The organism is Segniliparus rotundus DSM 44985 (assembly GCF_000092825.1).
GTDB classification, from domain to species: Bacteria; Actinomycetota; Actinomycetes; order Mycobacteriales; family Mycobacteriaceae; genus Segniliparus; species Segniliparus rotundus.
Window position 1 is genome coordinate 2,749,828 of record NC_014168.1, and the last position, 14,553, is coordinate 2,764,380.

9 protein-coding genes are annotated in these 14,553 nt (G+C 68.1%); 4 read left to right on the forward strand and 5 right to left on the reverse strand.

Annotated features, from left to right (window positions below; translation table 11 throughout):
- Positions 1-42 precede the first annotated feature (42 nt).
- Genes SROT_RS13410 through SROT_RS13420 form a run of 3 tightly spaced genes read left to right on the forward strand, consistent with a single transcriptional unit; the run spans position 43 to position 8,073 of the window.
- Complete coding sequence (locus SROT_RS13410; RefSeq protein WP_013139562.1) at positions 43-5,514, forward strand: glutamate synthase-related protein; 5,472 nt, start codon at positions 43-45, stop codon at positions 5,512-5,514.
- Positions 5,511-7,244, forward strand: coding sequence for a diflavin oxidoreductase (locus SROT_RS13415; protein ID WP_013139563.1), 1,734 nt, complete (start codon positions 5,511-5,513; stop codon positions 7,242-7,244). The genes SROT_RS13410 and SROT_RS13415 overlap by 4 nt, the downstream gene beginning before the upstream one ends.
- Positions 7,234-8,073: a ChuX/HutX family heme-like substrate-binding protein gene (locus tag SROT_RS13420; RefSeq protein WP_013139564.1), complete on the forward strand. Its 840-nt coding sequence runs from the start codon at positions 7,234-7,236 to the stop codon at positions 8,071-8,073. The genes SROT_RS13415 and SROT_RS13420 overlap by 11 nt, the downstream gene beginning before the upstream one ends.
- Positions 8,074-8,154: 81 nt before the next feature.
- Here SROT_RS13420 and ykgO read toward each other — a convergent pair whose 3' ends face one another.
- Complete coding sequence (gene ykgO / locus SROT_RS13425) at positions 8,155-8,277, reverse strand: type B 50S ribosomal protein L36 (protein ID WP_013139565.1); 123 nt, start codon at positions 8,275-8,277, stop codon at positions 8,155-8,157.
- Positions 8,278-8,396: 119 nt separating this feature from the next.
- Between ykgO and SROT_RS13430 the strand changes: the two genes are divergently transcribed.
- Positions 8,397-9,425 (forward strand): GTP-binding protein, encoded by a 1,029-nt coding sequence (locus SROT_RS13430; RefSeq protein WP_013139566.1) that lies wholly within the window; start codon positions 8,397-8,399, stop codon positions 9,423-9,425.
- Between the two features lie 21 nt (positions 9,426-9,446).
- On the opposite strand, the gene SROT_RS13435 is transcribed toward SROT_RS13430, so the two are convergent.
- From SROT_RS13435 to glmU, 4 genes are all read right to left on the reverse strand, one after another.
- A complete protein-coding gene (locus tag SROT_RS13435; RefSeq protein WP_013139567.1) occupies positions 9,447-11,084 on the reverse strand; it encodes a GTP-binding protein in 1,638 nt (545 codons plus the stop codon).
- A 92-nt stretch (positions 11,085-11,176) separates the two neighbouring features.
- Positions 11,177-12,073 (reverse strand): sulfate adenylyltransferase subunit CysD, encoded by an 897-nt coding sequence (gene cysD / locus SROT_RS13440; RefSeq protein WP_013139568.1) that lies wholly within the window; start codon positions 12,071-12,073, stop codon positions 11,177-11,179.
- A 1-nt stretch (position 12,074) separates the two neighbouring features.
- Positions 12,075-13,055, reverse strand: coding sequence for a ribose-phosphate diphosphokinase (locus SROT_RS13445; protein ID WP_013139569.1), 981 nt, complete (start codon positions 13,053-13,055; stop codon positions 12,075-12,077).
- Positions 13,052-14,530: a bifunctional UDP-N-acetylglucosamine diphosphorylase/glucosamine-1-phosphate N-acetyltransferase GlmU gene (gene glmU, locus SROT_RS13450; RefSeq protein ID WP_013139570.1), complete on the reverse strand. Its 1,479-nt coding sequence runs from the start codon at positions 14,528-14,530 to the stop codon at positions 13,052-13,054. Before glmU ends, SROT_RS13445 begins: the two co-directional genes overlap by 4 nt.
- Between the last annotated feature and the right edge of the window lie 23 nt (positions 14,531-14,553).

The following is a 14,553-nucleotide window of genomic DNA, read 5'->3' on the forward strand; positions in this document are numbered from 1 at the left end:
ACTGGGTTCGCCGCTTGCGGCGCTGGCTGAGGAGAACGCCGTCTGAACGGACTGTACAACCCGGACCATGAGAAGAACAGCTGCGGCGTCGGGTTTCTCACCCGCAAAGACGGCGCCGCATCGCACGACATCGTCCGCAAGCTCCACCAAGCGCTGTGCGCGGTGCCGCACCGAGGCGGCATGTCCTCCGAAGGAGTCGGGGACGGCGCCGGGGTGAACCTCGACCTCTCGTCGCACTTCTTCTGCGCGCTCACCGGCCGCTCGGACCTGCGGCTCGGCGAGTTCGGCGTGGGCAATTTCTTCTTGCCCACCGATCCGGCCCACCACGGGGAAGCCCAGTCTGTCATCGAGGAGGCCCTCGCCGCGCAAGGCTTTGAGATCCTGCTCGAACGCGCAGTGCCGGTGGACGACGCGGCGATCCGCCCGGCGGCGGCGAAATACCAGCTGCCCATCCGGCAGTGGGTTTTCCTGGCCCCTGCGCACTGCCGCGCAGAGCCGCGCGGCGCAAGCGAATTCGACCGCCGTATTTACGACGCGCTCATGGCGATCGAGGCGCGCGCGTACACGCGCCCCGAGCTGCTCGGGCTCTACCCGCTCTCGCTCAGCGCGCGCACCCAGGTCCTCAAAGGAAGGCTCAACTCCAACGAGGTGGTGCCGTACTTCCGCGACCTTTGCGACCCGAGGATGCAGGTCCACACGGTCTTCTTCCACACTCGCTTCTCCACGAACACCGCGCCGAACATGACGATGGCGCAGCCGTTCCGCCTGATGGCCCACAACGGCGAGCTGAACACGGACAAAAAGAACCGGCTCTCGGAGAACGCGATCGCCCGCGCCCACAACCGCGCGATCATCCGCCCGCTGGGACAGTCCGACAGCTGCAGGCTGGATCAGACGTTGCAGCACCGCGTCCTCGAAGACGGGCTCGACCTGGTGACCGCCGTGGTCGCCATGATGCCGCCCGCGTGGGAGAACGACACGACGCTGTCGCCGCAGGTCACCGCGATGCTGGAGTACTTCAGCCTCTATGAGGAGAAAAACGACGGCCCCGCCGCCCTGATCTTCGGCGACGGCACGATCATCGGGGCCCGCTTGGACCGGCTGGGGCTTCGGCCGCTGCGCACAGTCGAGACGGCCGAATACTTGGGCGTCATGTCCGAGGCGGGGCAGGTGCCCTTCGACCCGGAAACGGTGATCGAGCGCGGGCGGATCGAGGCTGGCGGCATGCTCTACTACAACCACGAGGAACGCCGCTCGTACAGCACGACAGAAGCGTTGGAAATGCTCGCGGCCCGCCGCGACTACCCGGCCCTGTTGGCGCAGGCGCGGGTGAACATCGCCGACGTGCCGCCGGTGCCGCCCGAGGGCCAAAGCTCTCCCGCGCGCTACAACGGCGACCTCAGCCGCCACCAACGCTACGTCGCCTACTCGCTCAACCAGGAGAGCTTCAAATTCCTGATGGACCCGATGCTCGCCACGGGCCAGGAAAAGATCTCCGCGATGGGCTACGGGGCCGCCATCAATGCGCTCTCCAACCAAGAGGGCGGGGTCGCGAAGTATTTCTCGCAGCGGTTCGCGCAGGTCACCAACCCCCCCTTGGACAGCATCCGTGAAGCGGGCAGCATGACGCTGCGGGTCGCGCTCGGCGCGAAGCCGAACAGCGGCGCGAAACCCGCCCCGCAGATCGTGGTGCCCTCGCCGATCCTCACCCATTTGGACATGTTGAAGATCCGAGAGCAGCGGCACACCCCGGTGGAGCGCTTCGGCATGCGCTACCGGATCGACTTGGACGACCCCGAGGCGAACGCGCAGGCGCTCGTGCGCGCCATCGACGCGCTGTGCGACGAAGTGGAGGCGTTCGCGCGCGACACGGGCGGTGTCGCGGTCATCACCGACCGGCACGTCTCCCGCGAACGCGCGGCGATGCCCCTGACCATAGTCATCTCCGCGCTCAACCAACGCCTGATCGAAGAGGGCCTGCGGTTGCGGGTCTCGCTGATCGCCGAGAGCGGCCAGCTGTGCTCATCGCACCATGTGGCGGCCGCGCTGGGCTTCGGGGCCTCGGCGGTGTACCCGCTCGCGGTGCAGATGCGCGCCGAGGAGAAGTACGGCGAGGACGCGGACAACGCGTTCCAGCGGTTCGCCAAGGCCTCCGAGAAATCCCTGATGAAGACCATGGGCCGGGTGGGGCTGTGCACTGTGGAGAGCTACATCGGCGGCGAATTCTTCGAGCCGAACTATCTCGACACCGCGGACCCGGTGCTGCGGCGGTACTTCCCCAATGTCGTCTCGCCGGTCGCGGGCGTCGGTTTCGAGACGCTCGCCGCAGCGGTCGTCGACTGGCATAAGCGGGCGCTCACCGTGGCCGGGGAGAAAGACATCCCCCTGTTGGGCTTGTTCAAGGAGCGCGCAGAGGGCGCAGGGCACTCGTACGGCACGACGGCGGTGCGCGGGTTCGTCGATATGACCGAGGAGGACATCGCGTTCGACGACGAGGCGCGGCCAGAGAACCCCGATATGGCCGACCCGGAATATCTGCGGCTGTTGCCCCTGCATCAGCTCGAAGGCGCCTTCGGCCTCGATGACGGCGCGTACCGGAGCACGAGCTTTGACGAGATGGCCCCGCGCGCCATCGACAGCTTCGACATCACCCCTGGCTACCGGAATTTCGTGCGGGCGATGCATGCCGAGCGCAGCAGGCGCCCCGCCGCGTTGCGCGACGTGCTGGCGCTGCCCGCCGACGTCAACTTCGTCCGCTCGGCCGAAGAGTTCTCGGGCGAGATGGGCCAGTTCGCCCGGCACGGCAACAACAGTTTCCAGGTGCGGGGCCTGTTCTGTTCGCGCACGGACGACGGCTTCGCGCTGCGGCTCGCGCACAGCCCCGACCGGCTGCCCGCGCTCGCGGCTTCGCTGCAGGAACGGTTCGGCGCGCAGATCGTCGGCGCCCGGATCGTCGGGGACGAGCTGCGGCTGCAAGCCCTCGGCCAAGCCGAGGAGTATCTCGCGAAAATCCAGACCGCCCCGGAGTCGATTCCGCTCGCCTCGGTGCAACCCGCGAGCGAGATCACTCCGACCCTGACCTCGGGGGCCATGAGCCACGGCGCGCTGGTCGCCCAGGCGCACGAGGCGGTGGCGCACGGCGTCAACATGGTCGGCGGCTTGTCGAATTGCGGCGAAGGCGGCGAGCACATCACCCGCTACGGCACCATCCGAGGCTCGCGGATCAAACAGTTCGCATCGGGCAGGTTCGGGGTGTGGGCCGGTTATCTCGCCGACCCGATGCTCCAAGAGCTGGAGATCAAAATCGGCCAAGGCGCGAAGCCGGGCGAAGGCGGCCAGCTCCCGGCGCCGAAGGTGACCGTGCAGATCGCGGCGGCCCGAGGCGGCACACCAGGGGTGGAGCTGGTGTCGCCGCCGCCCCACCACGACACGTACTCGATCGAGGACCTCGCCCAACTCATCCACGACTGCAAAGCCGCGCGCGTGCGGGTGATCGTCAAATTGGTCTCCTCGGAGGGCATCGGCACCATCGCGGTGGGGGTCGCGAAGGCCGGCGCGGATGTCATCAACGTCGCGGGCAACACGGGCGGCACGGGAGCAGCAGCGGTCACGAGCCTCAAGTACGCGGGCCGGTCCGCGGAAATCGGCGTGGCCGAAGTCCATCAGGCGCTCTGCGCCAGCGGCATCCGGCAGAAAGTCCTCTTGCGCTGCTCGGGCGCGCACCAGACGGCCAGCGACGTGGTGAAGTCCGCGCTCTTGGGCGCGGACAGCTTCGAGTTCGGCACGACGGCGCTCATGATGCTCAAGTGCGTCATGGCGAAGAACTGCAACATCAAGTGCCCGGCCGGGCTGACCACGAACGCCGAGGCGTTCGAGGGCGATCCGCGCGCGCTCGCGCAGTACCTGTTGAACATCGCGCACGAGGTGCGCGAGATCCTCGCGACGCTCGGCCTGAGGTCTTTGCGCGAGGCGCGCGGGCGCAGCGACCTGCTGCACCTGCACGACCATCCGTCCAGCATCGGCAGGCTCGACCTGCGCGCGATGCTCGCCACGGCGGACGAAAGAGTCGTGGCGGACCCGGTCTACATGGAGAAGGACTACTCGGTGGACGACGCGCTGCTGGCCCAGCTCGACCTGGCGGGCTTCGCGCCGGAGCCGGTGGCGTTGACCAACCAGAACAAGAGCGTCGGCGGGCAACTCGCGGTCGATATCGAGCGGCTGCTCAACCACGGGGGCGCGGACGGGCCCTCGGTCGCGACCGACGACCGGGGCCGCCGATACCTGCTCCCTGGGAGCGTCGTCGTCAACACAACGGGTTCGGCGGGCCAGAGCTACGGCGTGTTCTGCAACGACGGCATGGCGCTGACGCACACGGGAACCTGCAACGACGGGGTCGGCAAGAGCGCGTGCGGCGGCGTGATCGCCGTCCGTTCCCCCGGCGGCGGCTCGGACAAACCTGACGGCAACGTGCTGATCGGCAACTTCGCCTTGTTCGGGGCCTCCGGCGGCAGATTGTTCGTCGCAGGCCAAGCCGGCGACCGTTTCGCCGTCCGCAACTCCGGGGCGACCGCTGTCGTCGAGGGGGTCGGCGAATTCCTCTGCGAGTACATGACCAATGGGGCCGTGCTCAATATCGGCGGGTTCGGCAGGGGCGTCGCGAACGGCATGAGCGGCGGATTCCTCTACCAATACGACCCGAAAGGCGACATGCCGGACAAGGTGAGCGGCGATTCGGCGCTCGTCCTGCCCGTCACGCAGGCCCCGTTCCACGAGACAGCGGCGCGTGTCCTGCTCGAATGGCATGTCGAAGCCACCGGGTCCGCGAAAGGCCGGGCCTTGTTGCACGACTGGGAGCACACCCGCAGCTGCCTCGTCTACACGATGCCCCGCCCGCTGCTGCAGTACCAAGACTCCGACGCGATCCTGCAGAGCAAAACGCGCAAAGAGCTGCTCGACGAGCTCGCGACCGCGCTGGCGGGCTACCAAGTCCACAAGCTCAAGGCCTCGTACCGGCAGCAGCGGCCCGTTCTGGGCGGGTCGGCTCCCAGTTACGGCGACACGGACACGGAGGAAATGTTCCAGCTGCTCAACACCTACACAGTGTTGAACATGGCCCAGCAGCTCGCGCTCTCGCAGACGCCGGGGGCGACCGACACGGCGGACCCCGATGTCAGCAAAACCGTCCGAAACCTCATCCTCACCGAGGACTTCTTCCTCGTGCAGAAGTTGCAGAAGCACGCCCGCGAGGCAATCGAGGGGCACAGCGACGAAGAGCTCGCGGTCCTGATCGCCGACAAGCGGCTCACCGACTACAAGAACGCGTTGAGCCAGCGCAATGTTTTGTCCATGGACAGCCCCGGCACGTACGGGTGGATCCTGCACCAGAGCGCGAAGAACACCGCCAAAATCGGGCGGCTGCCCTCCTTCGAGGAGTTGTTCGCGCAGCAGGCGCTGCCCGTTGTCGCTATCTCCAGCCACACCAACGCCGCCCAGGACCCTGTGAAGAGCGCATGAAAATCGCATACATCCCCGAAGACGCCCCGTTCAACGAGGACCAACGCGCCTGGATAGCCGGATTTCTCGCCGGATTGCACTCCAAGCTCTCGTTGAACATCGCCGCCGTCCCCCCGGTCTCGGCCTCCTCGGCGTCGCGGCCGCCGCTGAGAATCCTGTACGGGACGCAGACCGGCAACGCGGAGTCGGTCGCGGGCGACGCCGCGGCGGCGGCGAAGGCGAAAGGCTTCGACGTGACCGTCAGCGGCCTGGACGAGATCGCGCTCGACCAGTTCGCGGGCTTGAAACACGTCCTCATCATCACTTCGACCTACGGCGAGGGCGAGATGCCCGACAACGCCGAACTGTTCTGGGAGGCGTTGTCAGGGGCGCTGGCCCCTCGGCTCGAGGGCCTCTCCTACGGTGTGCTCGCGCTCGGGGACACGAGCTATGACGGTTTCTGCCAAGCCGGCAAACTCATCGACACACGGTTGGAGCAGCTCGGCGCGAACCGCATTATCGCCCGCGCCGACTGCGACGTCGATTACGAGGCGCAGGCCGCCGAATGGGTGCAGAACGCGGTGGGCAGCCTGGTCCCCCTTTCCGGGGCGAGCGGCAGCGACGGCGCCCCGCCGCCGAGCACCGTCGCGCGCTCTGGGTGGACCCGCAAGCATCCGTTCTTCGCGCAGCTCGTCGTCAACCGGGTGCTTTCGGGCCCAGGATCGGGCAAAGAGATCCGCCATTACGAGTTCGCGCTCGCCGACAGCGGCATCGCGTACGAGGCGGGCGACGCCCTGGGCGTCATCGCGGAGAACGACCCCGCGCTGGTGGAGGCGATCGCGGAGCATTTCCGCGTCTCGGCGGACACCCTTGTCGACGGGGAGCCGCTCGGCGAACTGCTCGGGAGGCGCTACGAGATCAGCACCCCGTCGAAAGACCTGTTGAGCGAAGTGGAAAGCCGCGCGGAGAGCGAAGAGTTCTCCCATGTCCTTCGCGGCGGGGTCAAGGAGGCGCTCGAGCGGTGGTTGTACGGGAAAGACGTGCTCGACATTCTGCGGATCGGCGGGGACGCCCTGAGCCTTGAGGAGTTCGTCGGGCTGCTCAAACCATTGCAGCACCGGGCTTACTCGATCTCGTCCAGCCCGCTCGCCCATCCCGACCGCATCCATCTGACTGTGGCCAGCGTGCGGTATCTGAGCACGGGGCGCGAGCGGGGCGGCGTCTGCTCGACCTTCCTCGCCGACCGGGCGGCGTCGGGAAAGATCTTCCTGCAGCCCAACAAGTCGTTCCGCGTGCCCGACGACGACGCGCCGATGATCATGGTCGGCCCGGGCACCGGCGTGGCGCCGTTCCGGGCGTTCTTGCAAGAGCGCGAGCAGCGCGGGGCCCGGGGCCGCAACTGGCTGTTCTTCGGCGACCAGCGCCGCGAGCACGACTACATCTACGCGGACGAACTCGCAGATTGGCAGTCCAGCGGCCTGCTCACCCATCTCGACCTCGCGTTCTCCCGCGATCAGGCCGAGAAAGTCTATGTGCAGACGCGGATGCTCGAAAAAGGCGCGGAGCTTTTCGCGTGGCTGCAAGACGGCGGCCATTTCTACGTCTGCGGCGACGCGGCCCGCATGGCCAAAGACGTCGACGCCGCGCTCCATGTCGTCATCGCGCGGCACGGCGGGCTCGACGAAGCCGCGGCCACCGAATACGTCAACACCCTCAAACGAGAGAAACGGTACGTGCGCGATGTGTATTAACAACGGGGGCTGCGAGCATTGCCCGGCGCGGCGAATCCTCGCCGGGCCGCGAGCAATCGCCGAAACCCTTCCCACGCTCGGCCTTGTCGTCTCTGTGACTGCGAACGACGCCGCGCTGCTCAGCCACACCGGCGAATATCTGCCGATTGCGCTGCCCGACGACCCGCTGCTGTGCGGCGAGGACCAGATCGGGTTGCGGATGCACCCGCAATTCGTGCACGACGCGTATCTCACGCCACGCGCTTTGACGGTGTCCAATGAGTCGGGATACCACCGAGCCCATTTCACGCCGTTGTCCGAACGCGCGGGCGTCGGGGCGCTCGAATTCGCCCCGGCCGAGCAGGCGGAAGAGATCGAGCCGGTGGACTGGACCGACCTGAGCTGGCGCACAGCCGACCAGATCACGCATCTCGACGCGCTCACTGTGGACCGTTACAAAGTGCTTCCGTTCACCGGGGCGCGGCGGATCGACCCAGAGATCATTCCGTGCTTGTTCGAACATCTCAATGAGACGGACCTGCCGTTCACCGTCGGCGTCCCTGGTGGCGGATGCGTGCAGCTGCACCGAGGCCGCTCGGTGATGGTCGGACAAGAGGGAGATCATGTCGCGGTCGTGTTCAACGCGGCGAAGTATCTGATGGCGCCATATTTCGTGGCGGAGTGCTGGGTCACGCAAGCCCATGGGGCGGCGGGGGCGACCTCGTCCGTCGAATTGTACGACCACATGGGCCGGTGCGTCACGGTCCTGACCCAGACCGGGGCGCTCTGCCCCCACCTGCACGAGGCCTGGGAGGCGCTGGCCATGTCGCTGCCCGACGACGAACCCTGACGCGCGGTCCGCCGCCGGGCGGCGGTGGCCTGCCCTATCCCGGCGTTTTGGCCGCCGGTGAGCCCAGGCAGGGCCGGGCGCTCACCCCTGCCTGCCTTTGAAGCGGGGGTTCTGCTTGTTGATGACGTAGATCTTGCCGTGTCGGCGGACCACAATCGACCCCGGCTGGTTTTTCAAGGACCGCAAAGAAGCGCGGACTTTCATCTGGATGTTCCTCTCTCGGGCAGCGTTCTGCAACGGACAACTCTATGAAAACGAAAATCATTTTCGTATACACTGAGTATAGCGCCCGGCGAAGGGGCGGCGAAGACAAAGGACGGTGCATGGCGGCGGTGGATGTGATCGCGGTGGTGGGCGGCTGCGCCCCAGAGCGCGCGCGATACGCGCGGGGGCTCGCCGACGCGAGCAAACAGCGCTTCGTGCCAGCGACCCACCTGCGCGAGGCGGACCACCCGGCGGAGGAGGCGGCCAAGATCGCGTGCTGGTGCGCGACCCGGTTCGGCTCGGTCGTGGAATTCCCCACCGAAGCCGAGCCTGTCGACGTCGTCGCCGCGTTCGCCGATCCGGACGGCGCGGTCCGGCTCGCCGAAATCGTCTGCGTGGTCGACGCGCCCCATCTGCTGCACGATCTCGCCGACGAGTCGTTCCTCGCCCGACGGGACGGCTCCGGCGGCGTGGAACAAGTCGCGCGCGCCCTCCTCGCCGCCCATCAGATCGAATTCGCCTCCACTGTGGTCCTGCTGAACTGGAAGCTGCTCGCCGCGCCGAAAATCGCGCTCGTCACAGCCCTGATCTGCCACCTCAATCCGAGCGCCCAAGTGCAGCTGCACGACGGGTGGCGCAGCCTGGGAGCCCGCCCGGGCGCCGTCCGCGTCCCCGCGCACGAGCGGCCAGGCTGGATACGCGCTCTGTCCGACGAGTTCCAGCCCCGCATCACCCACCCCGAGGTGGGCGTCGTGCGCTACCAGCAAGTGCGACCGCTGCACCCCGCGCGGCTGCTGAGCTTTTTGGACGAGCGGCTCGGCACGGGCGAGTTCGGGACGGTCGTGCGCTCGGCGGGGTTCTGCAGGCTCGCCACCCGCCCGACCCGGCCCGCCGAATGGGACCAAACCGGCTCCGTCATCGCATTGCACCCGCTCGCCCCCGACGAGCAGGTCGCAGAGGAGGACGAGCTGCTGGCGGTCGGCCAGGAACTCGTCTTCATCGGCCTTGGCCTTGACCGGCGCGCGATCGCGCGCGCGCTCGACGAGGTCGCCTTGGACGACGAGGAACTGCTGGCCGGGCCGCAGGCCTGGGCCGAACTGTGCGATCCCTTCCCCGCCTGGCCGGGCGCCGAGGACCGGGCCGACTGACTGCGACCGGCAGCGGCCGGGCTACTCCGCGGCAAGCACGTCCAGGCGTTTGCCCGCAAGGCTCGCCAACCCTCGCAGCGGCTCAAGGTCGCGCTCCTGGCCGTCGGGGTCGGCGACCACTGGCACGACGCCCGCGTCCGCCAGGACGAGGGCCACGTACGCCACACGGCGGCGGTGCTCCGCGAGATCAGTCGCCGAGCCGGGCAAATCCGAGGAAAGCCCCTGCAGTTGGGCGCGCACGTCGAGCGCGTACGCGGGCTGCCCGGACGCGGCAAGCGTGTCCGCGGCCCGCGCCGCCGAAAGCGCCGCGTCCGCGCCGAAGGCCCACAGCACCCGCGCCGCAGGCGCGGCGGCCGGACGCACCGGCGGCGCCCACAGCGCGGGGGCGCGCGTCTGGGCGCCGCTGGCGGCCGGGCGGCCCTCGGTCACACAACCCGCGCCCACCGTTTCATTGCTGAGCTCGTCCACGAGAATGAACGAGCCCGTCTCCCGGTTCTGCTGGTACGGGTCCACGACCACATCGCCCGCAAGGCGCAGCACCACTTCGCCGATGTCGTTGAGCCGCAACTCGCCCGGATGCGGCTCCTGGACGAGTTCTTCGGCGTCCAGACGGTGCCGGATCTGCGCGACCTGGGCCAACACCCATCGCGCCGTGTGCTTCACAAGCAGCCTCGCCCCTTCGCGCAGCGGCTCCTCGCCCATCCAGCAGACCACCGCGACCAGCTCGCGCACCGCCAACGGCGCATTCGGCCCGCCTGCGATGAGGTCGCCCCGGCCCACGTCGAGGTCTTCGGACAGCTCGACCGCCAACGAACGCGGGGCGACCACGCGCTCGCTCGGCTCCCCCAGGACGTCGATGGCGCGGACCGTGGCGCAGGCTCCTTCGGGGAGCACCGTGACCACGTCGCCGACCTGCAGCGTCCCGCTCGCGAGCCTGCCCGCGTAACGCCGACCGCCGCCGGGCGGGCGGATCACTTGCTGGACCGGCAATCGGACGTCCGGGGAGCGCCCCGCCCCTTCGGACGGCTCGACCGATTCGAGCCGTTCCAACAGAATCGGGCCGTCGTACCACGGGGTCCGCTCGGAGCGGCGGACGATGTTGTCCCCGTCCTTCGCCACCACCGGGATGACCAACAGGTCGGGGATGCCGATCCGCTCAGCGAGGTCGTGCAGCTGATCGCGCACCTCGTCGAAGCGACGGGAGTCCAAACCGACCAGGTCCATCTTGTTCACCGCGGCAATGACGTGGCGCACCCCGAGCAAGTGCGCGATCACCGCGTGGCGGCGGGTCTGACGCACGACGCCGGCCCTCGCGTCCACCAGGATGACGGACACGTCGGCGGTGGAGGTGCCGGTGAACATGTTCCGGGTGTAGCGCTCATGCCCTGGGGTGTCGGCGAGGATGTAGTCGCGGTCCTCGGTGGAGAAATAGCGGTACGCCACGTCGATGGTGATGCCTTGCTCCGCCTCGGCGCGCAGGCCGTCGGTGACGGCGGCGAGGTCGATCTCGCCGGACTCCGCGGTCACGGCGGCGAGCTGGTCCTCGGGCAGGCTCCCTGTGTCATGCAGCAATCTGCCGATGAGCGTGGACTTGCCATCGTCCACAGATCCCGCGGTGGCGAGACGCAAGAGCTGACGAACTGGGGCTGTGGACTGCATGGATCTACAGTACCGGCGCCGGAGCCCGGTCCTGCGCACAAGCGCGGTGTCGGCCGGTCCGCCCACGAGCGGCGCCGAGGCGCGCCAGGCGGCTAGAAGTACCCGGCCCTTTTGCGGTCTTCCATCGCCGAAGCGGACACCTTGTCATCGGCACGGGTCTGTCCGCGCTCGGAAACGTTCGTCGCTTCGATCTCTGCGATCACTTCGGGGATCGTCGCCGCTGTCGAACGCACCGCGCCCGTGATGGTGAGATCGCCCACCGTGCGGTAGCGCACCGACGCCGTCTCGGACGGCTCGTCGGGGCCGGGCCGGAGCAGGTCCGACACTGCGAGCAGCATCCCGTCGCGCTCGAAGACCTCGCGCTGATGCGCGAAATACACCCCCGGCAGGTCCAACTGCTCCTCTTGGATGTATCGCCACACGTCCAGCTCGGTCCAGTTCGACAGCGGGAAGACGCGCACCGACTCGCCTCGCCGGATGCGGGTGTTGTAGAGGGACCACGGCTCTGGGCGCTGCGCCCTCGGCTCCCATTGCCCGTGCTCGTCGCGGAAGGACAGCACGCGCTCTTTCGCCCGCGCGCGCTCCTCGTCGCGGCGCGCGCCGCCGAAAGCGGCGTCGAATTTGCCCTCCGCCAAGGCGTCGAGCAGCGTTCTGGTCTGCAGTTGATTGCGCGAAGGGCCGTTCTCCACGACTCGGCCCCGGTCGATGGACTCCTGCACCGAAGCCACCAGGAGCTTGTGCCCCGCCTGCGCGACGCGGCGGTCCCGGAACTCGATCACTTCGGGGAAGTTGTGCCCGGTGTCCACATGCAGGACCGGGAACGGCAGCGGATTCGGCGCGAACGCTTTCTCCGCGAGCCGCAAGAGCACGATGGAGTCTTTGCCAGCCGAAAAGAGCAAAACCGGGCGCTCAAGCTCGGCGACCACTTCGCGGATGATGTGCACCGCTTCGGCTTCGAGCGCCGTCAATGCCGAAAGCTGGCTGGCCACACTAAGCGATCCCGTCGAAGAGCGAGGTCACCGAACCGTTCTCGAACACCTCTTGAATGGTGCGGGCGAGCAGCGGCGCGATGGACAAAACAGTGAGGCCGGGGAAGCGTTTCTCGGCCGGGATCGGCAGCGTGTTGGTGACGATGACCTCTTTCACCCCGCACGAAGAAAGCCGCTCGGCCGCGGGCGCGGAGAAAATGCCGTGCGTCGCGGCGACGACGACTTCTTTCGCGCCGCTCTCGTGCAGCAGGCGCACGGCCCCGGCGATCGTGCCGCCGGTGTCGATCATGTCGTCAAGGACCACGCAGGTGCGCCCCGCGACATCGCCGACCACGGTGTTCGAGGTGACTTGGTTCGGCACGAGCGGGTCGCGGGTCTTGTGGATGAAGGCCAGGGGCTTGCCGCCGAAGCCGTCCGCCCACTTCTCGGCCACCCGGACCCGCCCGGCGTCCGGGGACACCACGGCGAGGTCGTCCAGCGAGTAGTTCTGCTTGATGTACTCGCTCAAGGTGCCTCGTGCGTGCATGTGGTCGACCGGCCCGTTGAAAAAGCCCTGCACCTGGTCGGCGTGCAGGTCGACCGTGATGATCCGGTCGGCGCCCGCGGTCTTGAACAGGTCGGCGACCAGGCGCGCGGAGATGGGCTCGCGGCCTCGGTGCTTTTTGTCCTGGCGGGCATACGGGTAGAACGGCAGGATGGCGGTGATGCGTTTCGCCGAGCCGCGCTTGAGCGCGTCGATCATGAGCAGTTGTTCCATGAGCCACTCGTTCAGCGGCGCGGGGAAGCTTTGCAGGACGAAGGCGTCCGAGCCCCGGACCGAGTCCTCGAAGCGCACATAGCTCTCGCCGTTGGCGAAACTGCGGGCGACCTGCGTGCCGATCGGGACTTTCAGCTCCTTCGCGACCTCTTCGGCCAGCTCCGGGTGTGAGCGTCCGGAGAAGAACATGAGGCTCTTGCGATTGTCGATCCACTGCGCGGTCACGTCGTGCCTTCTCCTTCGTCTGCGCCGAGAGCTTCGGCCGCCGCTTCCGCGGACTTGGTCCCCGCTCGTTTTTCTATCGTCCATTGCGGGATATTGCGCTGTTTGCCGGCGGACACGGCGAGCGCTCCCGGCGGCACGTCCTCCTTGAGGACAGTGCCGGCTCCGATGTACGCCCCGTGTCCAACAGTCAACGGCGCGACGAACATCGTATCCGACCCGGCGCGCACATGGTCGCCGACGACGGTGGTGTGCTTGTTCACGCCGTCGTAGTTCACGAACACGCTGGAAGCCCCGATATTGCTGTGCTCCCCGATGACCGCGTCCCCGGCGTAGGTGAGATGGGGGATTTTGCTGCCGACGCCGATCTGCGCGTTTTTCGTCTCGACGAACGTCCCGATTTTGCTCTCCGCGCCGAGCACAGTGCCGGGGCGCAGGTACGCGAACGGGCCGACCTGCGCGTTGTCTCCGACAATCGCGCTGAGCGAATGCGTCCGGGAGACGATTGCCCCCGCTCCGACCAGGGTGTCTTCCAATGTGGTGTCCGGCCCGATCCACGCCCCCGCTTTGACCGAGGTCTCGCCCTTGAGCTGCGTGCCCGGTTCGATCCGGACGTCTGGTTCGAGCCGCACGCCGACGTCGATCCAGGTCGTCGCGGGGTCGACCACCGTGACTCCGGCGAGCATGTGCGCGCGCAGGATGCGCCGGTTGAACTCGGCGGCGAGGTCGGCGAGCTGCACGAGGTCGTTGCAGCCCTCCAGCGCCACGGGGTCCGGGGCCACGACGGCGATGACCGCGCGGCCTTGGCCGAGGGCGATCTCGACCACGTCGGTGAGGTAGCGCTCGCCTTGGGAGTTCGCCGAGCCGAGTTCCGGCAGCGCGGCCCGCAACAGCGAGGCCTGGACCGCGTACACCCCGGAGTTCACTTCGAGCACGCGGCGCTGCTCCTCCGTCGCGTCGCGCTCCTCGACGATGCCGGTGAGGGCGCCGCGGGGCGAGCGAAGGATCCGCCCGTACCCGTGCGGGTTCGCGACGACTCTGCTGAGGACCGAACCGTCCGCGCCGCTGTCGTGGTGGCTCCGCAAAAACTGGGCGAGCGTCGCGCCGTCGAGCATCGGGAAGTCGCTGTAGACCACGAGCACCGTGCCGTCGAACGGGGAGCCGTCGGGGTCGGGGGGGATCGCGGCGAGGCCGACGTCCGCGGCCCCGCCGGTGCCGTCGGGAACAGGCTGCACCGCGGTCGAAACCGGCGCGCCGACTATGCCGCCGACGCGCACCGCCTCATCGGCCACCGCCTGGCCCTGCGGGCCGACCACGACGACCAGATGCTCTGGGCGCAACTCCCCTGCGGCGCGCACAGCGTGCTCCAGCATGCTCCGACCGGCGATTTTGTGCAATGGCTTGGGGGTCTTGGACCGCATCCGTGTTCCTGAACCGGCAGCGAGAACAAGCACGGCGAGGCGGGGCCCAGAAGTCACCCCAGCAGAGTACCTTGTCAGCG

Bases quoted from the DNA above. Each gene is read 5' to 3' on its own strand.
- SROT_RS13415 (WP_013139563.1), top strand. From the start codon at position 5,511: ATGAAAATCGCATACATCCCCGAAGACGCCCCGTTCAACGAGGACCAA.
- SROT_RS13420 (WP_013139564.1), top strand. From the start codon at position 7,234: ATGTGTATTAACAACGGGGGCTGCGAGCATTGCCCGGCGCGGCGAATC.
- SROT_RS13435 (WP_013139567.1), bottom strand. From the start codon at position 11,084: ATGCAGTCCACAGCCCCAGTTCGTCAGCTCTTGCGTCTCGCCACCGCG.
- ykgO (WP_013139565.1), bottom strand. From the start codon at position 8,277: ATGAAAGTCCGCGCTTCTTTGCGGTCCTTGAAAAACCAGCCGGGGTCG.
- SROT_RS13430 (WP_013139566.1), top strand. From the start codon at position 8,397: ATGGCGGCGGTGGATGTGATCGCGGTGGTGGGCGGCTGCGCCCCAGAG.